This window comes from Enterobacter sp. LM3, from assembly GCF_046622475.1.
GTDB lineage: Bacteria > Pseudomonadota > Gammaproteobacteria > Enterobacterales > Enterobacteriaceae > Enterobacter > Enterobacter cloacae_P.
This window is the reverse complement of record NZ_JBJURN010000008.1, coordinates 63,889-89,165: the sequence shown is the minus strand read 5'-3', so window position 1 is coordinate 89,165 and position 25,277 is coordinate 63,889. Positions and strand designations below refer to the sequence as shown.

The following is a 25,277-nucleotide window of genomic DNA, read 5'->3' as shown; positions in this document are numbered from 1 at the left end:
AATACCTCACATTCGAAAAATCACATATGTTCAGGCAAATTTTTTTAGATACAAATAGCTTTACCGCTACCAGAGCAGTTTGCCGATGCCAGCTTACGGGCGATGGCCTGTACGTCGTCCTGTTGGCTTAACCAGGCTTGCTCAATCACCTGAGCAGCCCAGGAAGGAATATGCGGGGATAGGCGGTAGTGAACCCATTTGCCCTGTTTACGATCCAGTAATAAACCGCTTTCACGCAGCATTGCCAGGTGGCGGGAGATCTTGGGTTGTGACTGATCCAGCGCCGTGCAGAGATCGCACACGCACAGCTCTCCCATTTTTCTGAGTAGTAGGACGATACTCAAACGAGTTTCATCGGACAAGTTTTTGAAAAGCTGCAGGGCTGTCAGAGACATTATTCCTCCTTCTTATTTAGGTCCATGGTACACGTCAGCATCATAAAATCAATAACACATACGATAATTCGAATATATAAATATAGTGGGCATTACCGACAATTCCATGCCTTTCGGTCAGCGTTGTACCGCATCGGAAGTGGGGGAGGCTAATTCTGAAGACCGCTAAATAATTCTTCTTCCTGAGCAAAATGCAATCTCAGAATTGCTTCAAGGCCATAAAGACACTGCTGAATATCCTGAACAGTACCAGGAGAGCCGTCTGTGCTTTGTAGAAGGATGCTCAACTGGCCCAGTTTTCTGACAAGCAGATAAATCTCCTGGTGACTTCTGCTCATCGCAGCCAGCGGGTCATCACCGGCCAGCATCAACGTCATGGTGGGGTACAGTCCCTGTTCATCCTGCTGCTCATGAGCAAGTATATCCTGGGTCAGTTGATCATGGAGTGTCTTCATGAGCGTTCGTCGTTCTTCCGGACTTGCCTGGGGTAACAGTGTTGCAACCTCGGTCAAACGCTGGAGTAATGGCTGCAACCTGTGGTGTTCATTGCGCAATGCAGCAACCTGCTCTGCACTCATTGTCCTGTCCGCCGGGCGAGTTATCCCACTCGCAAGAACCCGTAATGCCGACATAATGGCAAGCAGATCAATGAACTCCTGCAAGAGGGCACCTTCAAAGGGGAGAAGCAGACCCAGCGCGGCAAAGACCATAGCAACACAGCACAGCCCCATACCGAGCCAGACACTTTGTCTGGCAATACGAATTGACAGCCTGGCGATGACTTTGGCCTCAGCCAGCCGGTCTAAACGGTCTGTCAGTAGCACGACATCTGCACTTTCTGCTGCGGCAGCCGTACCTCTTGCCCCCATTGCAACACCGACATCCGCAGCCGCCAGAGCAGGGGCATCATTCACCCCATCACCAACCATCATCGTGCAGTGAGCGGATGACGCTTTTGAGACGTACTTCAGTTTCATTTCAGGAGTCAATTCTGCCAGTACCTGATCTACACCGAGGCCGGTGCCAATACTTTCCGCCACCTCCTGCTTGTCACCTGTCAGCATGACGATCTCGTGAACGCCTGATTTGCGCAACATGCGCAAAGCCCGGGGGGTTTCAAGTCGCAACTGATCAGAAAATAACAACCAGCCGACCAGTTCCGAATTAACTGCAATCGCAACTACCGTCGAGTTCTCAATTAACAGGCGCTGGCGGGCAGACTCCAGCCAGTTGCCCGCGTGTGACTGGCTCAGGACAAAATCCAGTGTCCCAATACATACCTGTTGTCCGTTCACCTTTCCCGTTAACCCGGCCCCAGCCACTTCCTGTACTGACTCTGGCATCGGTAATGATCCAAGTCCTTGCTCTTGTGCAGCCTGCAAAATAGCACTGGCAATAACATGGCAGGAAAGCTGGTCCATGCTGGCTGCCAGTTTGAGCAAATCAGGTTGTGTGAACTGGGGGGAGAAACTGTGAATCGACATCAGTTTTGCCATACCGCCAGTCAGAGTGCCGGTCTTGTCAAAAAACAAATAATCAGCCCGGGCAAGTTGTTCCAGCGCAGAGCTGCCTTTGATCAAAATTCCCCGCTTTGCGCAACGAGAAATACCGGATACCAGTGCCACCGGCACCGCCAGGAGGAGGGGACAAGGCGTTGCAACAACCAGAACGGCCAGTGCGCGTAATGGATCATGGCTCACCATCCCGGCCAGCCAGGCAACGCCAAGGGTGAAAGGGATGAACCAGGCAGCATAACGATCAGCGAGTCTGACCGCGGGCGCACGTGCCTGGCCTGCTTGTTCAACCACGCTGATGATACCCTGAAGTGTGCTGTCTTTAGCGGCACGGGCAGCGTGCATTTTCAGTGCGTCACCGGCATTAATTGTACCACTTAACAGTAATTCACCGGTTTGTCTGGTGACCGGCAACGATTCCCCGGTAATAGAGGATTCGTTCAGCACTGCGCTCACACTCACCAACGGGCCATCTACTGGAATGGTTTCCCCCAGCTTAACCAGAAGCAAGTAACCAGGTTGAATGGATTCAACGGGAATAACCTGGATGCCATTCTCAGTCAGTCGGTTGGCAAAACGGGGTACCCTGGAAAGTAGCGCGACCATTTCACGTTCTGCGCGACCCCGGGCGTAGTTTTCTAAAAATCGGCCTGAAGCCGTCATGGCGGCAATCACGGCCGCAGTGGCCGGTTCATCCATCCACAGAGCCCCGGACATTGAAAGAATGGCGAGTAAATCTACCCCAAACTTATGACTTAATAATGACTTAACCACTTCATAAGTTAACAAAAGTAAAGAAGGGATAGTCGAAATGATTAATATAACGGAGGTATTCTGTCCCCACGTAGTATCCTGATTGACGATGTATAGCGTCAACGCCAGTAGGGGGAAAATTAGCAGCATAATATCGAGTAAGAACCGGCTGTTTTTCATGGTTTTTTCCTCCAGTATTATGCGCCTGGGGCGGTTAAAAGTGGATCATATGAACCATTAACCGTTATCTGGTTTGGTATTGTCTCCTGAATAAACAGACATGTATCTTTTAATTTAAACGATGAACGTTATCTTATTCACATATCTACCAACAAAGCGAACGTAACAGGAAAACAGGAACATGCATCTTGAACGACACAGTATTGAAAGCGTTGGATGGTTAAGGGCTGCCGTGCTGGGGGCAAATGACGGTATTGTGTCGACAGCGAGCCTTGTCCTTGGCGTCGCGTCGGCAAATACCGGTCCCTCAGGTGTTTTACTGGCGGGGGTTGCCGGCCTGGTTGCGGGGGCGATGTCGATGGCGACAGGGGAATATGTTTCAGTTTCATCACAGGCGGATACAGAAAACGCAGCTCTGGCACAGGAACAAAAGGAACTGGAAGCAGATTATCAGGGAGAGGTGCGGGAGCTTACGTCATTGTATATACAACGTGGAGTGGAGCCGGTACTTGCTCACCAGGTTGCAGAGCAGTTAATGGTGAAGGATGCACTGGATGCTCATGCCCGGGAAGAGCTCGGGTTGACAGGTACGAATTCTGCGCGGCCTCTACAGGCAGCTCTCTTTTCAGCACTGAGTTTTTCTGCCGGCGCGGTGTTGCCTTTATTCGTTGCCTGGTTATCACCACCAACGCTGGTTTCTTGGTTTATTATTCTGTCCACTCTTTGTTCGCTGGCTGCACTTGGTTATATATCTTCGGTTGTAAGCAAAGCCTCTCCTGTAAGGGCGATCGTCAGAATTACGTTCTGGAGTACTATGGCAATGGCTTTGTCGATGGGGGTTGGCCATCTTGCCGGACAAGCGCTGCTTTAAAATGCCGTTTTAATTCTCAGAAATAATAGTAGGGAAGAGCCGTTCCGTTAAGCCGGAGCTTTTCCTGTTATATATCGTTGATGAATGGAGTAATGAGCGAGCATCTTTACCCAACGAAATGATAATAAAGCAGGATAAGGAATTTCGGGATATGCCTGTCAGGATGACAGAGATCCGTCGGAAACCGAGTGCGCACAAAAATAAGAGGAATTCCTGGCACGGTGCGGACTAAAGCAACGTTATCAGATCCACTATGAACCAGGAGTGGACATGCCTCAGCAAAGTGCAGGTGAATTTCCTGTGTAACTGGAGCATGCACGCCGTGAACGCGATGCCTGGAAAACTGGAAAAACAGTTGTCAGGTGGTCAGCCTGATTATCTGATGGCAAGTGTGATGGTATCAGCGCTGGAAAAGGACTTTCAGAGGTCATCAACTACGACCACAAAACACCAGATTTCACCTGAATCTATGTTAGTGCGCATAATGTATATTATGTTAAATTGAATCAGACATCAAACGGTGTGAAAATACCATGCTTCAAACCTTGCTACATCGCTACCGCTTCTCTGCCCTTTGTGCGCTGTGTGAAATCGGGTGCAAGTTTAACCTGCCAGCGACTAAAAGAATTCACGTAGCGCACGCACACAAAAAACGGCTCTGGGGTCAGTTGTCCTGATTTTTTGGACGCAACGGATATCACTTCTGTTCTGGTTGTCCAGCCGGTGCTGCGTACCAGTTTTCTTCAGCCACGATTACCGTCCCTTCAGGCTGCATCACAAAGTTTGGCGACATAATTTGCACATTAAACTCGTTAAAGACGTCCTGAATAAGGCCGTGCAATTCATTACGAGCCTCGGCGAGCGCTTGCCCGGGTATCAGCTTAACCTGAAGTTCATAAGCGATGTACCAGTCCATCAACTCCAGCTGCCGCACCAGAGGTGGTTGGGAATGGTCGATGCATTTTGCCCGTCTGGCGGCCATTTCCAGCATCGCGTGAACTTGCCGCCAGGGCGTGTCATAGCCAATGGTCACACCAACTGTCAGATTGATCCCCGCATCAGGTTCCTGTGCGCTAAGGTTGGTTATTTTGCCGCTGACGACGACAGCATTGGGTACCGTAACAATATAGTTTTCCCGTGTGAGGATTTTGGTCGCAAGCATGCCAATCTCCGTGACCAGACCTTCATTATCCGCGACCCGTATTACGTCCCCTTTTCGTAACGCGCGGGAGTAGATTAACACCAGCCCGCTCATGGCATGGTTCATCACCCCTGCTGACCCCAACGTCAGCATCAGGCCAAAGAATACGCTGATACCTTTAAAAGCCAGTGAATTTGCACCCGGCAAAAACGGATATGCCGCAGATAAGGCAAACAACCACACGCCGACAGAAATCAGCTTGCGAGTGGCACCTACGGTTTCGGGATGGATACCTGGAAGCTGCAATCCCCCTACTTCTACTTGATTTAACAAGATTTTAAGGAGTTTAAGTATAAACGCGGTAATAAGGAAAATAATCAAGACAATCATGAGCCCCGGCAGCGCAGAGGCAATAGAAAACGCAATATCTCGTAAAACGCGCACTGCCCAGTCGCCCAATGATGTCCCCCAGACGCGCGTCCAGGGGAACAAACTGAATGCCCAGCGCAACCAGAGATATAACCCCAGGGCACCGGACAAAAACATTAACAGGGCATACAACCGGGTCTCAATCGCGCCAACAAACTTACGCCAACGTTGAGGAATTATGCTGCGGCTTTCCAGAATGCGGTGACGGTAAAAACGTCGCACCCAGCGCCAGGAACGCCAGGCACCGTACCAGAAAAGAGCCAGTGCCAGAAAACCCGCGATAGTTTTCACGGCGGATAACGCAATCCAGCCGCTATTATATTGCTCGTGAAGTGCCGTTCGTTGAGCCTCCAGACGCGTCAACACACGCTGGGCGGCCTGATCAAGCGTAAGATCGTCACCTTCATCAAGGTCTGCTTGTGTAAGCAACATAACAGGCTTGCCGTTCATGACAATCAAGCGACCCGGCTGGTTGTAACGAGTGACCGGTATAATTTTCAGCGGTTCGCGTACATCCTGCTCAGTGAAATGTCGCAGCGTATTGCGAATGCGTAATACGCGTTCTTCTGGCGTTGTGAGGCCAAATTTCGCCTGAAGCATAACAACAGGTTGGTGGAAGATATAAACCGTTCGGGCCCGCTCCTGTTCAGTCGGCTCCAGGCGTGGTTCTGCGGCAACCGTGATAAATGATAATACTGACAGCAAACACGACAATAAAGCGAGCTGGATTTTGTTCATTTCCACCGCCTGAAACGCAAAATTATTGTGACTTTTCAACGATCACGAGATAAGCGAAGTTCTGTTATTTAGAATAGACCAGCCTTTTACTTCTGCAATATCACTCACAAACGGAGCTGAGTCACTGTGCGGCAATTACCCGCCAGTCAGGACAATGATTGCCCCTTTTCCACCTTTCTTGTACCCTTTCATCGTTCAACCTAACTCCACGAAAAATGAGACAACCGGACGCCTATGACTGCACATATTTCTAAAGATCCTTTGCATGGCGTAACGCTGGAAATGCAGGTAAATGCCCTGGTTGCACGATATGGCTGGAGCGAGTTGGGCAACCGTATCAAAATTAACTGTTTCAGAAACGATCCCAGCGTTAAATCGAGTTTAAAATTTCTGCGCCGAACGCCCTGGGCGCGTGCGGAAGTTGAAGCGCTGTATCTTGATTCTCTCAGTGATAACACCACCGAAGAACCGGATGTTCCCGACTTTAATCCCTGGACTCATAGTCGAATCACAAAGAGCTAATACGTAAATGTCGCTACACGTAAAACGGATAGGTGCGTTTGTTGGCTGCGCACTTTTACTTGCTAGTTGCACCTCAAAACCACCAAAGTCTCTCGTCACTCCGCCCCCGTCGGTGAATCAACCTTCCCGGCAGACAAATGAACCGATGCGTGGGATCTGGCTGGCAACCGTCTCCCGTCTTGACTGGCCGCCGGTCACATCAGTGAATGCCAGCAGTGCTGAACTCCGTATCAGCCAGCAAAAACAGGCGCTGAAAGACAAACTCGATAAACTGAAAAGCCTCGGTATCAACACCGTGTTTTTCCAGGTGAAACCTGACAGTACAGCGCTCTGGTCATCAAAAATTTTGCCCTGGTCAGATATGCTGACGGGTAACATCGGCGAATATCCGGGTTACGATCCGCTGCAGTTTATGCTGGATGAAGCGCACAAGCGCGGCATGAAAGTGCACGCCTGGTTTAATCCCTACCGGGTATCGACCAACACCCGGCCGTCAACCATTGCGGAGCTGAACCGGACATCGTCATTGCACCCTTCCAGTGTCTATGTGCAGCACCCGGAGTGGGTGCGTATTTCTGGCGATCGTTTTGTCCTCGACCCGGGCATTCCGGAAGTGCGTGACTGGATAACCCAGATTGTCAGCGAGGTTGTTAAGCAATACCCGATAGACGGCGTGCAGTTTGACGACTATTTCTATTCCGAAACGCCAGGTTCAACCCTGAACGATACTCAAACGTTTAAACACTATGGCCAGGGATTCGCCTCTAAAGCGGACTGGCGTCGGCACAATACACAACAGCTGATTGTGCAGGTTTCCAGTGCTATCAAACAGCTGAAGCCTGATGTTGAGTTTGGTGTCAGCCCGGCTGGCGTATGGCGTAACCGCTCTTTTGACCCGGCAGGCTCAGATACGCGAGGAGCCGCTGCGTATGATGAATCCTATGCCGATACACGTCAGTGGGTACAACAGGGACTGCTGGATTACATTGCGCCACAAATTTACTGGCCTTTCTCCCGCAGCGCCGCGCGTTATGACGTGCTGACCAGATGGTGGGCTGATGTGGTAAAACCAACCCATACCCGTCTTTATATCGGCATTGCGTTCTATAAAGTGGGTGAACCGTCCAAAAATGAGCCGGACTGGATGGTGAATGGCGGTGTGCCGGAGTTGAAAAAACAGCTCGACCTGAATGACTCCCTGCCCGGCGTAAACGGTACTATCCTGTTCCGGGAAGATTATCTTAACCAGCCCCAGACTCAGGACGCGGTTAGCTATCTCAGAGATCGCTGGGGAAGTTAACGCATTAAAAATCAGGCAGAAGCCCCTGCTTCTGCCTGCCTTTATTATGGTTTAGGCCCAAACATTTCCTCGAGTTGCTTCTCATCTGGCATGCCCACCACCTGCTGAAGCTCGTTTTGTGCATTCAGATAATAAATTGCCGGGGTGGCATTTGCGCCCAGACTGTCCATTAACTGTTGGTGCTGCTGTAACACAGCCACGTTCTCACGTGAGGCTCCGCCCGCAGGTTTAGGCAATGTTTTCCCGCCAGAAAGCTCGTACTCTCTCCAGGCAGAAACCGGATCTTTTGCATTCAGGATCGCGGAGGCGTTACGGCCACTGTTGGGATTAAGAAACGCCACCAGCAGCGTATTTAACTGAACCTTACCCGCCTTCACCCACGGCTGCGCCTCGGCCCAAAAGGCCTTGCAATACGGACAGAATGGATCGGCAAAGACGAACACTTTACGCGGTGCTGTATCCGCCCCCTCTTTCAGCGGATGCGCTGCATTGAGCTGTTTCCACATTTCCCGCCCCAGCGGCGCGTAGATCTCTTTCTGGAAATACGCATCGCTAAGGTTTTTACCTTTTTCATCATACAGATAGCCTGAAATTACATGCTTTCCATCCGGTGTTAAAAAGAGCGTAACGCCCATGTCCTGATATTGCCCAAGCCAGGCGGGCGCTCCACCTGGCGCATCGATTTTCTTAATGATCTTAATGTTTTGCTGTTCACTGAACGTCTTCACAACATCAGGAATGGCCTCAGCGGCTTGAGCCAGCCCTGACGTCACCAGCAGCGAAATTAACAGTAATTTTTTCATTGTCCTCTCCGGGATAATCGGGGGCTAGCCGCCCCCTCAATTCAACTTTTTTTCAGCGCGTCACTGACCATTTCATCGAACTGTTCAAAAGGAACCCAGCCGGGAAGCAGCCCCTCGCCAATCAGCGTTGCCGGCGTTCCCTGAATACCCAGTTTTTCGGCAATGAGCAGGCTGCGTTTGATCGTCATCAGGCTCTCGGCATCAGGCGTTGTCACACTGACCCCCGCCCGCTTTTTGGCCTCCTGAATACTGGCATCATCGTGGTATCCCTTTTTTGCCATCAGGATATCGTTAAATTTCATAAATTGTTCAGGATGTGAACGCCAGACGGTCAGGGCGTCACGTGCAGAGGTCACCGAACTTTCTGACCGGTAAGGCAGAAACTTAAAGACCACCGCCACATCCGGATATTTCTCGACGATCCTCTCAAGATAAGGATCGAATTTTTTACAGTACGGGCAGTTGTAGTCCGTGAACACCACCAGCGTTAACTTTGGATTTTTAGCCCCAATACGCGGTGAATTGGGATCGTTAAACAGGAAATCGTAAACGATCTTCTGGGCGCGTTGTTCCTGTTCCGGTGTCTGTACCTCTGCGGCCACCATCTGAGTAGACACAAAGAGGAACATCAGCGTAATCATGATTTTCTTCATAGCACATTTAACCTTTAGCGTTGTCCAGGGTCGTCAGAACGGTGTTTTTATCAAGCAATGGAGAGAAAATTTCTCCATCAGCCAGGCCGGGGCCATAGACCTCATTAAACGGAATGGCGTAGCGATTGCGTTTTCCGAGGAAATCCGCGATCGCCGTCGATGGCTTACTCCAGTCTCCACGTAGCGCAACCACATCCGGCTGGCTGAGTGCCGCGATGACTTCAGGCTGATTCAATACCCGATGCTCATTGACCTTACAGGTGACACACCAGTCGGCAGAGATATCCACGAAGACGCGTTTCCCCTGCGCAACAGCATTCTGGATAGCCTCCTCGCTTAACGGTTGCCACGGGATCGCCTGAACCTCAGTTTGCGTGCCGGGTACCGGTGTGGTCAGCAACCCGCGCAACTGATAACCCCCTAAAACAGACAACGCGATCACCACGAACCAGAACAGTGGCGAGGTTCTTTGCCCTGCTATGGCGTATGCTACGATCGCGATGACAATCAGTATCAACATAATGATGTGGCTGAGCGCTTCTCCCAGATGCAGATTGAGTAGCGTCACCAGCCAGAGACTGGATACCAGCATCATAAGACCGAGAACGATCTTCAGCGTATTCATCCAGCGTCCCGGTTTGGGAAGCAGCATGGCCGTTTCAGGGATCAACGCAACAAACAGCCACGGTAAACTCATTCCCAGGCCGAGCGTCAGAAAAATAAGCCACAGTTCCTGTAACGGTGCGCCCAGCGCAAACGCCACTGCCGTACCGAGAAACGGTGCAGAACACGGTGTCGCGAGCAGAGTGGCAAACATACCTTCACAGAAACTGCCGGTAAGCCCCGCGCCCCCCGTTGTGGCCAGCCGCCCCATCGCCGCAGAAGGCAGCAACATTTCAAAGACCCCGAACAGATTGAGCGCAAAAAGGAATGTCACCGCCACCATCAGGCCGATAAACCACGGGCTCTGGAACTGAATGCCCCATCCCAGCGAGGCTCCGGTTAATTTAAGGGCGGAAACCATCACGGCCAGCAGCACAAAGGAGGTCAGAATACCGGCACTGGTTGCCAGGAAGCGTAATCTGATTTTCCGCTTATCCGAACCGGCATTCAGTACACTGCTGAGCTTCATGCCCATCACCGGTAGTACGCAGGGCATCAGGTTTAGTATCAGCCCGCCGAGCAGCGCGAAGGCCAGCATTTTACTCAGCCCAACCGCTGTCGTCTGGCCCGGAGGCTCGTCCCCGACGGTAATCACGGTTTGTTGCGCGTTATCGCCATTGGTCAGTACAAAAGAGAGCGCTTTCCCCTTAAGCGTGGCGGGCTTATCACCCCATTCATCGGTCACCGGCACCGTCACGTGCAGTTGATTACCGTCGTGCCTGATAGCCGGATCGCCAGGAAGAACATCGCCCTCCAGCGGGTCGAAGTAGATCGCTGGTTTTTTCCACTCCCCGTCCGTGGTTCCCGTTATCACCAGATTACCGTCAGACAGCCAGGCAGACAGGTTTGAGGATATTCCCGAATCCCCCGGGATGGCGCGCATTGCACTGTCGAAAGCGCGTTGAAAAGCCTCATCTACCGGGGTGTTGAAATCCAGACGCAGCGTGTAGTCCGTCAACAGGCAGACATTACTACACGTTGAGAGCGTGAGAGTGCCATTCAGCGTATCGGCATCTGTCCCGGTGATGACCATCGGGATAATCACCTTGTCGTGATAACCCTGGGTAGTGAGACCAGAGATATCAAAGCGTGAAGGGACAGGCCAGTACCACGTATCCCGCACCTCTTTTGGCCAGTGGATTTGTGGGGCGACGCCACCCTCGCCCGGCGAGCGCCAGTAGGTTTTCCAGCCGGACTGCAGCTCTACGGTGAGCAAGCCTAAGATACGATCCTGGCCCTTTTCTGCCTGGAAGCGGATCCGGGCGTGATCGTTTTGTGGGGAGGTCAGCCAGCCTGTGTCTGCTGCGTTGGCCATGCCAGTGCAGGACAGCAACAGGAGGATAAATCCCCTGAAGATGTTAAACATGTTTTACTCCGTGAATAGTGAAAATTATCGTGTGATGACGATGTTTTTCATTCACGGAAAACGCAGTTTTTGAGGTGTATTCGTGGTGGAGGAGCCTGAACAGGCTGGGCTCTGTCAACAAATGCCCGCACCTGGGAAAACAGTTGCAGCAATGCGAAGAAGAGAATGATGGCCGGTAGTGCGCCATCGAAGAACAGTGGCTGGGCACAAAGAAGGGAATGCGCACCTAACTGGCAGGGGGATGGACCTGACTGCTCAGCATCAGCGCTTTGAGCCGGAGCATCGACAACCAGAACCGTCTGCGGGTTCAGCCCCTGTAAAAAGTGGTTAAGATAAACCGCACGCTGAACCAGGCAGATTGCCATCGCCAGGCACGTGATTATCAAAAGCCATTTACCCAGAAGCTGACGGTTGCGCATAACATTCCAAAATAATGAGATGCCCCGATCATAAACGATAGAAATGAATCTACAAGGCTCGACATTGTAAGGTTTTGTCTGCCCGCTTATTGTCTGGCATCAATCACCGGTCAATGCTTCATAGACATCCCGTAATCGGGCACGGAGATAAAGCACGGCCTTGTGCTTACGTGACAACAGTGCCTGTTCGCTGGCCCCCGTCTCGTCTGCCAGCATTTTTATGCTGTAGCCCTGAAGTTCCGTTTTCTCAAAGACCTCACGCTGAAGCGCTGGAAGCTCAGACAGTGCTTGCCCCAGCTCTTCCCATAGCAGCGTTTTCAGGTATTCCTCTTCCGGGGTTTGCGGAACACCGAACAGGGTTTCCGCTAACTCATCTTCCGGGGCTCCCGCTTCGCCATCCGCGGTGAAGTAGCCGGAGAGCGAGACCTCATGCTTTTTCCGCGCCCGGTCAGTCATTTCATTACGGGCCGCGCGAAACAGCCAGGCAGCAACGTTCTCTACCGGCTGTTCCACCTTCATGAGCTGATATGTCACTTCCTGCAGAATATCGTCGGCATCATCGCGCACGGAAGTTCGTCCGCGAATAAAGGCTTTCAGCCGGGAGCGGCAGGCATTAAGCGCCGACATCAGCAAAGATTCACCCGCCACCCCGGCTTTCATCTCGCTCACTCTGCTTCCGGTGTTTTCGGGGCGTGCTCATCCCGTTTATCATCACAGTGGCCACGCCAGCCGCAATGCCCGTGGCGACCAAACCCTTCCCGGCGTTGCTGGATAAACGCTTCACGCTGTTCGGGTGTCATGTTCATCCAGCGTTCGTGCATCCGGCGATGCGCACCGAACATCCCCGGGCGGAAACCCAGACCGCCGAACAGAATTCGGCTCAGCACCAGAATCCCCAGCGCCTGCCAGAAACCAATGGCCTTCACACCCAGAATGGCCGGGAGTAATGCGTTCCACAGGGTCATGACCAGCAAACCCAGCGCCACAAATATCACCGCGCCAATCACTAAGCCCTTGCCCATATGATGACGGCCAAATCCCCGTCCGTGACCTCTTCCACGCATGTCGAAATCTCTCATTGTCTTTCCTCATTTACAGTAACTGATTATGGCTTGTGATGAGGTAGACGAATGAGCAGGGAAAATATTGCTGAGGAAATGAAAATATAATGAAGAGTGGGAAAAATGGGGGGATCGCTCCCCCCCTCCGATCACGCGTGCGCAGGCAAGCTAAAGCTCGAAATACTCTGCGTCAGATGCTGAGCCTGTTCCTCAAGCGAAGCCGCCGCCGCAGCAGACTCCTGCACCAGTGCGGCGTTCTGTTGCGTTACCCCGTCCATCTCCGTGACGGCCTGTCCGACCTGGTCAATCCCGCGGCTTTGTTCTTCAGATGCCACTGAAATTTGCTCCATCAGCGTATTCACTTTATTCACTGAAGCAATAATCGCGTCAATCACCTCTCCGGAGCGATTGACCAGCTCAGTGCCGCTTTTCACGCTGACAACCGACTGGGCAATAAGATTTTCGATATCCTTCGCTGCAACGGCACTTTTCTGTGCCAGCGTACGGACTTCACTGGCGACGACCGCAAATCCGCGCCCTTGCGTACCTGCGCGAGCCGCTTCAACCGCGGCGTTCAGTGCCAGAATGTTAGTCTGGAAAGCAATGCTGTTAATGACGCTGGTGATATCCTCAATGCGCTTCGAGTTCCCCGCGATGGTATTCATCGTTTCAATGACTTCGCGGGTCACGGCTTCTCCGGTGTGCGCATTTTTCACCGCGTCCTGAACCAGTTTTCCAGCCTGGTGTACGTTGTCGGTGTTATTGGCAACGGTCGCGCTCAGCTCTTCCATACTGGCCGCCGTCTGGGTTAACGCAGAAGCCTGCTGTTCCGTACGTGAAGCCAGGTCGATATTCCCGGAGGCAATCTCTTGTGCGGCATGCGTCACCGTGTGGCTCGCGTCACGCACCTGCGCAATGGTAGAAAGCAGTGCCAGGCGCATCTGCTCCATTGACCCCATCAGGTGATCAATTTCATTACCGGAATTCCCCTTAACGGGTACAGCAATGTTCAGTTTACCCGCCGCTATCTGGCTACAGTGCTCGCGTGCCAGGTTCACCGGGGCAAAAACAAAGCGCTTCATCAGCAGGCTGACCGCGATGATCACCACCACAAACAGGAAGGCAAAGCCCGCGATAATAGCCAGACCCGAAACGAAGTTGCTGCTCGCATCTTCATTCAGGCTCTTGGCATATTTCTGATGAACGGTCAGCACCTGGTCGAGCACAATTTCATACTTCCGATCCAGCTGAGAAACCTGTGAAATGAGCGTATTGAATTGCGCCACATCATGGGCTTGCGCCGCGTTGATTAACGGCTCCAGACCCTGATTGCGATACGTTTTCCAGGCCTCTTCATAGGCACTTACCAGCGGTGCTTCATCCGCCAGGCGCGGTGCGGCCATAAAGGCGGCAAAGGCGTGATCCGCTTTTGTCAGTGCCTCTTTAACCGCCGCCAGTTTCGCGGGCTGATCCGTTGAATCCCCCGCCTCCACCATCTTCACATACTCCATCACCCGGACGCGCAGCGTACGGCTATGGTTGATGGGGTCAATAATAGACAGGACAACCTGAATTTCTTTATTCACATTATCCAGTGAATTATTACTTTTAATGATGAGCCCAACGCTGGTGATGGTGCTCGCAACAAAGAAGAACAGTAAGGAGAACAAAATAATCAGGGAAGATTTTTTCAACGACATAGACAGTACCTCAGGGAATATATTCCCTATGGTTATCGGCTGATCCAGAGCTTTAATTAATTAAAGTTATTGAAGTATCCAGCCAGCCGGTCATCTTTTACGCTGTCGTTTTATAACGTCGCTGTAGCGTCGCGCTCAACTTCCGCTGCAGTGGTTCCGGCGTTTCTCCTTCGATCAGTTTGCCAATCAAATCAAAGCAGTGCCAGGCCAGTTGACGGTTGTCCTGACGGACAGTATCGATAGGAATGGTGAGGGAATCATAGAGATAGTGATCGTCAAAGCTGGCCAGCCGCATATCACTTTGCAGCAGGTTGTGCTGGCCCATGTAGCGAAGCACACCTTCAAGCAAACCACAGGCGGCAGTGAACAGCGCTTTTGGCGGACGCCCCAAGCGCGCGCACAGTTCGGCGAACATTTCGTAGCCGGAACTGGGGTGGTAATTACCGTGAATGATCCACTCCGGGCGAAGCTCGACGTTGGCATCACGCAGCCCTTGCTTAAACCCTTCAAGACGGTCGCGCGTGGGGGAAAGCCGTGGCTGCCCACCGAGGAAATAGATCTCATCAGGATGCTGCCGCGCAAGGTCGGCCACCAGTTCGGCCGTTGGGGGAATGGAATCGGTGATCACCAGCGGTAGCGAACTGTCGTTCATATGGCGGTCAAAGAGAACGACGGGTAACTGCTCGCTCAGTTTCTGGTAGTCCGCATCACTGAGCATGCTGGAGGCGACAATCAACCCGTCGACCTGGCGTGCCACCATGTTATTGACCACCACCGTCTCCTGCCCTGGGTTTTCATCACTACAGGAGATCAGCAACTGGACGCCAGCCTCGCGGCACAGCGTCTCCAGTTCGTGAGAAAACACGGCAAAACCGTAGTTGGTGATCTCCGGAACCACCAGACCAATGGTATGACTGCGGTTATCACGCAGCGAACGGGCGTGAATGCTGGGCTGATAGTGATGCTCTTTTGCAATCGCCAGCACGCGTTCACGCGTCTCTTCAGCCACGCGAAGCTCTTTGCTGCGACCATTCAGTACCAGACTGGCGGTGGCTTTTGATACCCCCGCCAGCTCCGCGATGTCTTTTATGGTGACGCGTTTTGTTTTTCTCACAACGACTTAGATCCGGCTGCCAAAACCACTATTCTATCATGCAGCTGCGCAGCGACCAGTACCGTAATGTGATGTCGGACGCACCTTCGAAGCGCACCTGCGCCGGATGGTCAGGAAAATAGCGGCTGCTCATCACGCCTTCACCGTGATTGATGAAAATTTCGACGCTGGAGCGATCGCACAGAACGCGCAAATGGCGAACCTCACCCCGCCAGTAGCGGGTCAATATTTCACCGTTTTGCAGGCTGGCACGTTCCAGGCGTAACCCGTTGTCATCAACCCTAAGCCGCAACGCCCCGGCAAAATCCACATCAACGCATGACGCGGTTAGCCAGAATTCAAGACGTGTTGCATCCAGTACCGGCGCATTGCTGGCAACACCCTGCCAGTGATGCTCATCCTCACGCAGTTGTTCCAGTTCGCGAACCGGGGTTTGCCACAGTTTGCCATCCTGGTAGCGCAGCTCACGTGGGCAGGTCATCTGGTGGATCCAGCCGTGGGCGCGCGTTGGTTGCAACATCTCTTCGCCGTCCGGTACGCCCATCCAGCCAATCAGCACCCGCCGTCCGTCTGCGGCAAGCGCCGTTTGTGGGGCATAAAATTCAAAACCGGCATCCAGCTCGTGTAAATCACCGTGCTCAAACGCGGCGCGTTCATAGTCAAACGCCCCGCTCATCCAGGTTGCCGGATAGGTGTTGAGATAGCGATGCGATTCACGAGTCAGCCCTTGCGGGCAGCAGATCAGAACGTGAGTCCCGTCGAGGGCAAACAGATCCGGGCATTCCCACATGTATCCGGCATCAGCGAGACCGTTGATGCCATGACCGGCGATCTCTCCGCAGGGCTGCCAGTTGTGCAAATCGGCAGAGGTAAACAGCAACACTTTGCCGCGTTTTTCCAGATCCTGTGCGCCGAGCACCATGTACCACTGCCCGTCATGTTGCCAGACTTTCGGGTCGCGTACGTGTCCGGTATAGCCTTCCGGCAACGGCAGCACCGGGCCTCGTTTGGTAAAACTTCCGTCTTCATTTGGTTCAGCCAGACACTGCCAGGCGGTGCGGCTTCCGTCATCAAATTTGACGTTGCCGGTATAGCACAGCGTCAGCACACCGTTGTTATCCACGGCGCTGCCGGAGTAACACCCGTTGCGGTCATATTCTTCATCGGGCATTAGCGCCATCGGCTCATGCTGCCAGCGCACCAGATCCTCAGAACTCCAGTGTCCCCAGCATTTATAGCGGTGATCGCAATTCAGCGGGTTCCACTGGTAAAACAGGTGATAACGCCCGGCAAACCAGATAAAACCGTTCGGATCGTTCATCAACCCTGTCACGGGTGCCGGGTGCCACTGGGGATAATGGCGGTCAGCCAGTGCGCGCGGCAGGCCTTTCATGACGGCCTGCAGCACGGCAGGCCAGCGAGAAGGTAACGTCATTATTCAGAGTCCGTTTTATATTTCAGCAGCAGGGAGACGGTAAACGCTACGCCAAAGGCAATAACCATGCCGATGATATAGTTAAGCAGCGAGCTTGCCTGCACTATCGCCATTCCCGGGATCGCGGTCAACCCAACGGCCGTCATATAAACATGCACCGATACCACCCAGGCACCGCCCACTGCACCGCCAATCAACGCCGCAATAAACGGCTTCACAAAGCGCAGGTTGATACCGAATATGGCCGCCTCAGTAATCCCCAGCATGGCAGAGAACGCCGACGGTAAGGTAATGGCTTTGATTTTTGCATCTTTGGTTTTGAACCACACCGCCAGGCACGCGCCGCCCTGCGCCACGTTCGCCATTGCCCAGATTGGCAGCAGGAAGTTGACACCAATTGACGGATTACCCAGCAAACCGGCTTCGATGGCGTGGAAGCTGTGGTGAATACCGGTGATCACAATCACTGAGTAGAGCCCACCAAATAACAACCCTGCCAGCCAGCCCGCATGGGAAATTAAGGTACTCAGGATAAAGGAGATCCCGTCACCCAACGCACGCCCTGCCGGGCCGATAATCAGCAAGGCAATAAAGCCGGAGATAATGACGGTGAGGAACGGCGTCAGGATCAGGTCTAATGCATCCGGGATCACGCGGCGCAGCTGTTTCTCAACAATACTCATAAACCAGACGGCCAGCAGCACCGGGAATACCGTGCCCTGGTAGCCAATCATGGCGATCTCAAGGCCGAAGAAGTTCATGGTATGGAAGCCAGACGCCACACCCCAGGCATTCGTCAGCGCCGGGTGGGTCAAAATACCGCCCAGCGTGGCTCCTAAATAGGGGTTACCCCCAAATTCACGCGCGGCGGTAAAACCAATCAGGATTGGCAGAATGATAAACGCCGCAGAGCTACACATATCCAGCATGATGTAGATCGCGTTATCCGCATTGACCCAGCCGTAGGTTTTCACCATCCCGAGCAGGCCCATCAGCAAACCGGACGCCACAATCGCAGGAATGATCGGCACAAAGATGTTAGAGAGCAAACGCGCAACGCGCTGGAACGGATTCAGCTTACGCGCGGCCAAATCTGCCGCTTCGGACTTGCTGGACTCGCCGATCCCTGCCGCCTGAATAAAGGCCGCGTAAACCTTGTTGACCACCCCGGTGCCAAATATGACCTGCATCTGACCGGCGTTACGAAAACAACCCTTAACCCCTTCAACCTTACCGATAGCCTGCTGATCGGCAAGTGCATCGTCGACCAGCACCAGACGCAGACGCGTAGCGCAGTGCGCCGCACTGGCGATGTTCTCTTTGCCGCCGAGCAGCGGAATAAGCTCACGGGCGATATTGTCAAAATCCATAGATACCTCTGCCTGACTTCATTTTTATGATGTATGAAACGCTCCCGCCGTGCGGGAGCGTGAAGGGTTAAAACCAGGTTTCCATCTGAACCCCAAAGTTCCATTCCCCGCCAGCGTTGAAACCGCTGCTGCCAAAGGCATCACTGCTGGCGTAGTTATCCAGTTTGCTGCTCCAGTCCATCCAGGTGGCGAACAGGCGCAACTCCGGACGGCTGAAGAAATCGCCAATCTTGCCCGCTTTTAACGTCGGAGCGAAAGTCAGCTTGTAGAAGCTTCCGTTGACCGCATTGCGATCTTTGTAACCTTCCGGGTTTAAATCCATGTACTGATAGCTCCCCTCAAACGCCAGGGCGAAATTCTGCGTGACCTCTTTAATCAGGCGGGTGTTAAGGGTGACCCATTCATAGCTGTCACCTTTGACATAGCGATCTTTACTGCTTTGAGCCAGTACCGCAGGCGCAATGTGCCATCCTCCCCCCAGAGGCGTGACACCGTAACTTGCAAAGCGCCAGGTATTGGCGTCAGACAGTAACGCACCATCAGAGCCAATGCTTTTCACTTCCGCACCCAGCCCATGACCATACAGCAGCGCGGTTTTGGCTACGCCTTCACGCAGACCGTAGAAACTGTCATTGTGCAGACCCACCAGGGCATGAACACCATTATTCGCCGCGTCGGTTTTAATGAAATCGCCATTGCTGTCTTTACGATCGTTGTTATCTTTTGCCCGCAAGCCGCTAACCATCAGCTGGAACGGCCCGGCGAAATGATTCATGCTGAGGATATAGTTCCGAACGTTATTGTCGATCTGCTCTTCGCTGCCGAAGTTGCGCCCGTAGATGGAGAAGTTACTGCGCAGCGTATCGTTCCACTTCACGTCATACACACCACCACCGGTACCGGCAAGGAATACCACGTCGGAATCCAGCCAGTGGATATCAAAGTTATCGCGGTCAAAACGTTTACCCGCCCAGAAGGTACTGCCCTTCAGCGCACCGGTAAAATCAGGCAGATTGCCCAGCTCGGCAAAGGCCTGGCGAATATTGAGGTCGCTGGTATCGGCAGTCCAGTCGTTATAGTTTTTCTGGCCATCCGCCAGCATCGCCTTAAAGCGCGTTGTTGCACCGTTGTCCAGCGTTTGTTTGTGCTCCACATTCAGCTCAACGTAAGTATCCGCTTCGTTCCCCAGGCGGCCAACCGCGCCACCGGTTTCCCCGGCGGGAGTCAGGTAAGGTCCGCTTTTGCTGCTCGATGCCGCATCGTTCATCAGCAGACCGGAACGGGCATAACCATGAAACTCAAACCCGCTGCTCTGGTCGGCTTTCTTTTCCAGCACGGTGGTACGTTGAGCCACCTCCTGCGTGGTGGTTTGCGCTTGCTGCTGAGCAGCCACCAGCTGTTGCGTTTTTTGTTCCGCGGCCGTGGCGCGTTTCTCAGCGACCTGGGCGCGGTTTTCCGCATCCTGAAGACGTTGTTCGAGCGCGGCAAGACGAGATTCGATTGAGGTCATATCCGTTTGGGCAAAAACAGAGGTACTACCGGCCAGCATGCCAATTATCACGGCAAGTTTGCGTTTTTTATACATTTTGGCGCATCCCTAAAGGAAGATTTTTATATTTGCTAAATTGCTAAACCGGTTTAGGTTGCTGATACTAAACCGCTGAATTTTGGATCGGCAATGTTTTTTGCTAAACCGATTTAGTAAGTGTGATCAAGGCAACAATTCAGGCCACCGGATGGCGGCCTGTGGGGGGAAATTACAGTTCGTGGTGGTATGGCAGAGCGGTCATCGCCCCTTTGGCCGTTGTGGCAAGTGCGCCGCAGCGCTGAGCTAAACCTATGATCAGGGCAAGAGCACCACTGGCGGCGGCTCCGGACGAGGCCAGACCGTAGAGAAGCCCTGCCACGAAAGCATCACCTGCGCCGGTGGTATCAACGCACTCCACCGGTGTAACCGGATAGTGAGTCACCGTGCCCTGGTGCCAGGCAAGCACCCCCTCTTTCCCCTGTGTCACCAGCACCAGGCTGGCCGGACAGTGACGCATCAGCGCGAGTAGCCCGTCTTCCACCCGCGTATCTCCGGTTAAAAACTGAAGTTCTTCGACGGAGAGTTTCACCACATCGGCGCTGAGCAGTGCCTGTTCAAGGCAGTGGCGCAATTCATCATCGTCCTGCCAGAGATCGGGGCGAATATTGGGGTCGAAACTGACAAAACCGCCCGCCTGTCTGATGGCTGCCATCGCCTTGAGTGTCGCGGAACGGCTGGGTTCAGCGCTGAGGGCAATCGAGCAGACATGCAGCCACTCTCCGGCCTGAAATGGTGGGATATCATCGGGTGCCAGGAACAGATCTGCGCTCGGTCGCACCATAAACGTAAACGAGCGTTCCCCCTGTTCGTCCAGGTCAACCACCACTGTCGAGGTGCGGTGTGCAGGATCGCGGCGCATCCACTGCACATCAACCTGTTCATCCGCTAACGTTTTCTGCATAAAGCGGCCAAAAGGATCGTCACCCACTCTGCCGATAAAGGCGCTTTTTCCGCCTAACCGGGCGACGCCAACCGCCACGTTTGCCGGTGCGCCACCGGGGCATTGCAGCAGTTTGCCCTCACCATCCGGCAGGAGATCCACAACCGCATCCCCAAGCACCCAGATTTTTTCCATGTCATCCTCTCAGCTAAACTATATTAAACCGTTTTAGCTATTTAAGCACAGGTGTCACAAAGGGGAAACCTAAACCTGGGCCCATCCCCCGTCAACGCACAGTTCTGACCCGGTAATGTATGAGGAATCTCCGGATGCCAGGAAAAGAGCGCCCCTGGCAATTTCATCCGCAGTGCCACTGCGATGCATTGGTATCAGGGTATGCAAATGTGCATTCGATTGTTCGATCATTTCTTCACTCATACCCACTTTTCTGGCCTGGTCAGTATCAATAAGACCCGGTGAGAGTGCGTTAATACGAATGCCAGAATCAGAAAGTTCTGCCGCAAGCGATCTGGCTAATGAGCGAATGGCGGCTTTTGTTGCCGAATAGACGCTGACATACGGCTGGCCTTGCTGATTCAGCGTCGACGTGGTCAGAATGACAGAACTCCCCCGGTTCATAAGGGGGATAAGTTTTTGCACTGTAAAAAAGGTGCCTTTAAAGTTCGTGGTGACCGTAAAATCAAAGTCTTCTTCGGTAATTTGCGTAAACAGCCCCGGTCGGCCACCGCCAGCATTGGCGAAAAGGATGTCAACGTGACCATAGTGCGTTTTGACATGGGTACAGAGGTGCTCTATGTCCGCCATAACAGAAATATCACTGCGTACCCTGTCAATCTTACCGCCAGAATGCAGACCTGCTGAATCCAGTCTGGACTGATCCCGGCCAGTGATCACCACTGTCGCCCCTTCCTGACTAAACAGCTGAGCCGTTGCAAGCCCGATACCGTCACTGCCGCCAGTTATTACTGCAACTTTCCCGTCCAGCTTACCCATATATGCCTCCTGATATTCATATTCCCCTTCAGCTCATGATGGGGATTGAGCGAAAGGCGTCGGGAAATTATTATATGAATCATTCTTCATGTTTTGGATTCGCTTATGGCTAAGGTTTCATCCCAACAGCTCAAGCGCCGCAGAATGCCGCGTCAGGAGCGATCCCTCGTGACAGTCGACGCAATATTTGAGGCAACCATTCAGGTTTTGTTAGCTGAAGGCCCAATACGTCTTAACACTACACGTGTTGCTGAGCGGACAGGTGTTTCAGTCGGTACGTTGTATCAGTATTTTCCTAACAAACAATCCTTGCTGCTGGCCCTGCTGGAACGACATCTGATATCCCTTACCCATATTGTTGAAAATGCCTGCCATGAAAATTTGCATGCTGAGTCAGATAAAATTGCTTCTGTCGTCGTCAGGGCCTACCTTGAGGCCATAATGACGCATGCTGAGGTTTCCCCCGCGCTCTATTACATTGCGGTAGATTTGGATGCCGGCAAATTGCTTGATGGCGCAGTCCAAAAAAGTGTTCAGGCAATTGAGAAATTACTGGCATCGGCCAGTGATAGTCATTTCAGCGAATGTCATGTGATTGCCCAGACGATGGCGGCCGTCCTTTTCGGAACAGTCCCGGTATTCTGTATGAGAGTGATGTCCGCCAGCGCGGGAGTGGAAGCTGAGCGACAACTGGTGCTGATGTTCCGTGCTTACCTTACTGCGCATAAGCAAGGTACCGTTTAATGATGCCCTCTTACAGGCATCATTCAGCACCGCCATCACCCCCGATACGGGATGGTTGATGGCGTGATCTTGACGTCAGAGTAGCCATTAACGTTGAGTAACAGTTCGATGCCCTTTCGCACTAACGTAAAATCTTCACATGGCCCTACTTTTATCTCTCGTAATGGCAGTTTATTTTCTCCGGTGAGCAAAATCGGGATATATGGAATAATCATTTTATCGTTAGTTCTGAATTTTATTTTATTATCCCCACATAGAGTTCTGATAACAATTCGGTACTCTTCTTCCTCGCTAAACCCACTGTGCTTAAAGAACGGAGCCACCTGGGAAATCATATGCTGAAGGTAGGCAAACTGGTCAGGCGCATCAGTACCCACCTCTTCAACAAACTGCGCGTAACCGTCGATGTGGCTCTGGAGCTTGTTTTTTAGCTCAAACGTTTCTTCTGGTCGGTTATAGGTAACACTATCATTTATCATGTAATAGTGATCCAGCCTCATTCCCTTATCCGGCTTTGTATTCTCGCGTTTAATAAACGCTTCAAATCGATTAACCAACAGGGTCTGATCAAGCACCAGCGATACGCCCTGTGCTTTTCCATAACCCCGCCATTGACTCAATAAATCAGGATTGCGGCAAAAACTCACCGTAAAAATATCATTGATATCTCGTTCTTTGATGCGATCGATCGCATCGGTAAAATCCTGACTCCAGTCGCTAAATAAGGGCGATGGCTGCATAAACCTGATGGCCTTTTTGGCGCAGTCCAGGCCATGAACTAATTCAGACTTATCATTCATGAAAGCCAGGTTAGTGGCCCAAAACGAACCTGATCCAATGATACCAATCAGCCCAGCTAAATCAGTGTAATGACATAATGTGTTGTTTTGATCGTTCATAAAATTCAGTCGTCCCCTTCTGATTTACCGTGCCCCTATCCTAACAAAAATGTGAAGGCACTGACGTATTCACCAAATTCCGCCCCTCCTGGTCAGACAATGCACCAAAAGTGAACTACGCTGCACAAATGTTGATCATTGGTTAAATAAATATTGCATTAACTTTGCAGCGCAGGCGGTGTGACACGCTCTGTGAACATGGCACGCGTCATGCATTGTTAATCAGGTAACACAAATCCGGCGTTTGACAGCCTGTTAACAGCGAGGCGGTATGACGACAAAACCCGAAGTGCTAAGCCGTATCGAAGCAACCTTTAGCCAGCTCACCCCCAGCGAAAAGCGGGTCGCAAGCTGGATGCTGGCTCACGCCGCGCAGATCCCGTTTGAAACGGCGGAAAGCGTGGCGCTGACCACGGGCACCAGCGGGATCACTGTAGGTCGCTTCCTGCGCAAGCTGGGTTACCGCAATCTGGAAGATGCCAAAAAAAGCCTGCGCGATCCGTATCAGCCCTGGGGAATGAACGAGCGCCTGGACTCCTGGCAGCAGCAACAACCGCTGTCAGACCGCGTTCAGCACTCGCTGTCGCTGGAGGTGGATGCGATTACCCATGCCTATCAGCTGGCGCAAAGCGATACCTTTAAGCAGGTCGTTCACCAGCTTACGCATGCGGATGCCGTATTTGTGTTGGGCATTCAGTCTACGCGTGGGATCGCCAACGCATTCTTCAGCCATCTGGAATATCTGCGCCCTCGCGTGAGCTATTCCGAAGGGTTATCCGGCAGTTGGGTCGAATCGCTGAACTCGGGGTTTTCGCATCCTTACGTCGTGCTGACGGATACCCGCGCCTACTCTGCCATTGCCCGGCAGTATTGCCGGGTCGCCAGTGAAAAAGGGATCCCGATGGTGCTAATCACCGATATCTGGTGCCCGTGGGCGCGGGATTACCCCATTGATTTACTGCAGGTGAAAACCGATACCGGCCATTTCTGGGATTCGCTGGCACCTGTGAGTTGTCTGTTCAACCTGCTGCTGTCAGGCGTGGTGGAAGCATTGGGTGATGCCCTTCCCGACCGTCTGGCGGTAAACCGACAATTACAACAAGAGTTTGGTCAATTCGAACGCTAAAGGAGCGGAGCTATGCCCGAAGAGTGTCAACTGGTTGATGTGGCGAAAACCTTTCCTTCGCTGCATATCGATCTGAAATACGCCACCGCCGACAACATTACCGGCCGGCCAATTTATCAGGAAGCCCGGTGCCTGCTGCACACCGATGCCGTTACTGCTCTGGCAAAAGCCATCAGTATCGCGACGCTGGCCGGGTTAAAACTGGTGGTCTACGACGCCTACCGCCCACAACAGGCCCAGGCACAACTCTGGGATGCCTGCCCGGATCCCGAATACGTGGTTGATGTGGCGACAGGCTCTAACCACAGCCGGGGGACTGCCATCGATGTCACCCTGATGGATGAACACAACACTGTGCTGGATATGGGGGCCGGGTTTGACGAAATGCACGACCGTTCACACCCGTATCATCCGTCAGTCCCTCCCCATGCCCAGCGCAACCGCCTGCTACTCAACGCCATCATGTTTGGCGGCGGCTTTGTGGGGATCAGCAGTGAATGGTGGCATTTTGAGCTGCCGAACGCGGCCCGTTATCCCCTGCTTAAAGATCGTTTTGACTGTTTCCCGTTGACGCACACATCCCTTTAACACTGGAGCAC

Annotated in this window: 23 protein-coding genes; 6 read left to right on the top strand and 17 right to left on the bottom strand. The window is 52.7% G+C overall.

Going from position 1 to position 25,277, the window contains the following annotated elements:
• Positions 1 to 44 precede the first annotated feature (44 nt).
• Both arsR and ACJ9N4_RS11320 read right to left on the bottom strand, forming a co-directional pair.
• Positions 45 to 395, bottom strand: coding sequence for an As(III)-sensing metalloregulatory transcriptional repressor ArsR (gene arsR / locus ACJ9N4_RS11325; RefSeq protein ID WP_411500495.1), 351 nt, complete (start codon positions 393 to 395; stop codon positions 45 to 47).
• A gap of 149 nt (positions 396 to 544) precedes the next feature.
• Positions 545 to 2,842, bottom strand: a complete 2,298-nt coding sequence (locus ACJ9N4_RS11320) for a heavy metal translocating P-type ATPase (RefSeq protein ID WP_182271425.1) — start codon at positions 2,840 to 2,842, stop codon at positions 545 to 547.
• Between the two features lie 181 nt (positions 2,843 to 3,023).
• Here ACJ9N4_RS11320 and ACJ9N4_RS11315 point away from each other — a divergent pair, with 181 nt between their 5' ends.
• A complete protein-coding gene (locus tag ACJ9N4_RS11315) occupies positions 3,024 to 3,713 on the top strand; it encodes a VIT1/CCC1 transporter family protein (protein ID WP_411500494.1) in 690 nt (229 codons plus the stop codon).
• A gap of 697 nt (positions 3,714 to 4,410) precedes the next feature.
• On the opposite strand, the gene ACJ9N4_RS11310 is transcribed toward ACJ9N4_RS11315, so the two are convergent.
• Complete coding sequence (locus ACJ9N4_RS11310; RefSeq protein ID WP_411500493.1) at positions 4,411 to 6,021, bottom strand: mechanosensitive ion channel family protein; 1,611 nt, start codon at positions 6,019 to 6,021, stop codon at positions 4,411 to 4,413.
• Positions 6,022 to 6,255: 234 nt separating this feature from the next.
• On the opposite strand from ACJ9N4_RS11310, the gene ACJ9N4_RS11305 reads away from it, so the two are divergent.
• Positions 6,256 to 6,543, top strand: coding sequence for a VF530 family DNA-binding protein (locus ACJ9N4_RS11305; RefSeq protein ID WP_182271452.1), 288 nt, complete (start codon positions 6,256 to 6,258; stop codon positions 6,541 to 6,543).
• A gap of 7 nt (positions 6,544 to 6,550) precedes the next feature.
• Positions 6,551 to 7,843, top strand: a complete 1,293-nt coding sequence (locus ACJ9N4_RS11300; RefSeq protein WP_182271453.1) for a glycoside hydrolase family 10 protein — start codon at positions 6,551 to 6,553, stop codon at positions 7,841 to 7,843.
• A gap of 44 nt (positions 7,844 to 7,887) precedes the next feature.
• On the opposite strand, the gene dsbG is transcribed toward ACJ9N4_RS11300, so the two are convergent.
• The 13 genes from dsbG to ACJ9N4_RS11235 form a co-directional block, all read right to left on the bottom strand.
• Entirely contained in the window at positions 7,888 to 8,646 is a 759-nt protein-coding gene (gene dsbG, locus ACJ9N4_RS11295; RefSeq protein WP_182918417.1) for a thiol:disulfide interchange protein DsbG, read from the bottom strand.
• Between the two features lie 41 nt (positions 8,647 to 8,687).
• Positions 8,688 to 9,299 carry a DsbA family protein gene (locus ACJ9N4_RS11290; protein ID WP_182918418.1) on the bottom strand — a complete coding sequence of 204 codons (612 nt, stop codon included), beginning with the start codon at positions 9,297 to 9,299 and terminating at the stop codon, positions 8,688 to 8,690.
• Between the two features lie 7 nt (positions 9,300 to 9,306).
• The gene (locus ACJ9N4_RS11285) at positions 9,307 to 11,328 is read right to left on the bottom strand and encodes a protein-disulfide reductase DsbD family protein (protein WP_411500492.1); all 2,022 of its coding nucleotides are present in this window, start codon (positions 11,326 to 11,328) and stop codon (positions 9,307 to 9,309) included.
• Between the two features lie 47 nt (positions 11,329 to 11,375).
• Positions 11,376 to 11,747, bottom strand: coding sequence for a hypothetical protein (locus ACJ9N4_RS11280; RefSeq protein WP_182271457.1), 372 nt, complete (start codon positions 11,745 to 11,747; stop codon positions 11,376 to 11,378).
• 99 nt (positions 11,748 to 11,846) lie between these two features.
• Positions 11,847 to 12,407 carry an RNA polymerase sigma factor gene (locus ACJ9N4_RS11275; protein ID WP_182274514.1) on the bottom strand — a complete coding sequence of 187 codons (561 nt, stop codon included), beginning with the start codon at positions 12,405 to 12,407 and terminating at the stop codon, positions 11,847 to 11,849.
• 5 nt (positions 12,408 to 12,412) lie between these two features.
• Positions 12,413 to 12,826: a hypothetical protein gene (locus ACJ9N4_RS11270; protein WP_182271458.1), complete on the bottom strand. Its 414-nt coding sequence runs from the start codon at positions 12,824 to 12,826 to the stop codon at positions 12,413 to 12,415.
• Positions 12,827 to 12,957: 131 nt separating this feature from the next.
• Positions 12,958 to 14,508, bottom strand: coding sequence for a methyl-accepting chemotaxis protein (locus ACJ9N4_RS11265; RefSeq protein WP_411500491.1), 1,551 nt, complete (start codon positions 14,506 to 14,508; stop codon positions 12,958 to 12,960).
• A 97-nt stretch (positions 14,509 to 14,605) separates the two neighbouring features.
• Positions 14,606 to 15,622 (bottom strand): LacI family DNA-binding transcriptional regulator, encoded by a 1,017-nt coding sequence (locus ACJ9N4_RS11260; RefSeq protein WP_182271460.1) that lies wholly within the window; start codon positions 15,620 to 15,622, stop codon positions 14,606 to 14,608.
• A 28-nt stretch (positions 15,623 to 15,650) separates the two neighbouring features.
• On the bottom strand, positions 15,651 to 17,057 hold the full coding sequence (locus ACJ9N4_RS11255) for a sucrose-6-phosphate hydrolase (protein WP_411500490.1): 1,407 nt from the start codon (positions 17,055 to 17,057) through the stop codon (positions 15,651 to 15,653).
• Positions 17,057 to 18,427, bottom strand: a complete 1,371-nt coding sequence (locus ACJ9N4_RS11250; protein ID WP_182271462.1) for a sucrose-specific PTS transporter subunit IIBC — start codon at positions 18,425 to 18,427, stop codon at positions 17,057 to 17,059. Before ACJ9N4_RS11250 ends, ACJ9N4_RS11255 begins: the two co-directional genes overlap by 1 nt.
• A 67-nt stretch (positions 18,428 to 18,494) precedes the next feature.
• On the bottom strand, positions 18,495 to 20,012 hold the full coding sequence (locus tag ACJ9N4_RS11245; protein ID WP_411500489.1) for a carbohydrate porin: 1,518 nt from the start codon (positions 20,010 to 20,012) through the stop codon (positions 18,495 to 18,497).
• A 172-nt stretch (positions 20,013 to 20,184) separates the two neighbouring features.
• Positions 20,185 to 21,090: an aminoimidazole riboside kinase gene (locus tag ACJ9N4_RS11240; RefSeq protein ID WP_395122682.1), complete on the bottom strand. Its 906-nt coding sequence runs from the start codon at positions 21,088 to 21,090 to the stop codon at positions 20,185 to 20,187.
• Between the two features lie 69 nt (positions 21,091 to 21,159).
• On the bottom strand, positions 21,160 to 21,909 hold the full coding sequence (locus tag ACJ9N4_RS11235) for an SDR family NAD(P)-dependent oxidoreductase (RefSeq protein ID WP_411500488.1): 750 nt from the start codon (positions 21,907 to 21,909) through the stop codon (positions 21,160 to 21,162).
• A 105-nt stretch (positions 21,910 to 22,014) separates the two neighbouring features.
• On the opposite strand from ACJ9N4_RS11235, the gene ACJ9N4_RS11230 reads away from it, so the two are divergent.
• Positions 22,015 to 22,653, top strand: a complete 639-nt coding sequence (locus ACJ9N4_RS11230; protein WP_395122686.1) for a TetR/AcrR family transcriptional regulator — start codon at positions 22,015 to 22,017, stop codon at positions 22,651 to 22,653.
• A 35-nt stretch (positions 22,654 to 22,688) separates the two neighbouring features.
• Here the strand turns inward: ACJ9N4_RS11230 and ACJ9N4_RS11225 are convergent, their stop codons facing one another.
• The gene (locus ACJ9N4_RS11225; RefSeq protein WP_411500487.1) at positions 22,689 to 23,552 is read right to left on the bottom strand and encodes a DUF2971 domain-containing protein; all 864 of its coding nucleotides are present in this window, start codon (positions 23,550 to 23,552) and stop codon (positions 22,689 to 22,691) included.
• 271 nt (positions 23,553 to 23,823) lie between these two features.
• On the opposite strand from ACJ9N4_RS11225, the gene ACJ9N4_RS11220 reads away from it, so the two are divergent.
• Together ACJ9N4_RS11220 and ddpX are read left to right on the top strand one after the other, a co-directional pair.
• The gene (locus tag ACJ9N4_RS11220; protein WP_182271467.1) at positions 23,824 to 24,678 is read left to right on the top strand and encodes a MurR/RpiR family transcriptional regulator; all 855 of its coding nucleotides are present in this window, start codon (positions 23,824 to 23,826) and stop codon (positions 24,676 to 24,678) included.
• A 12-nt stretch (positions 24,679 to 24,690) separates the two neighbouring features.
• Complete coding sequence (gene ddpX, locus ACJ9N4_RS11215; RefSeq protein ID WP_182271468.1) at positions 24,691 to 25,266, top strand: D-alanyl-D-alanine dipeptidase; 576 nt, start codon at positions 24,691 to 24,693, stop codon at positions 25,264 to 25,266.
• Positions 25,267 to 25,277 lie beyond the last annotated feature (11 nt).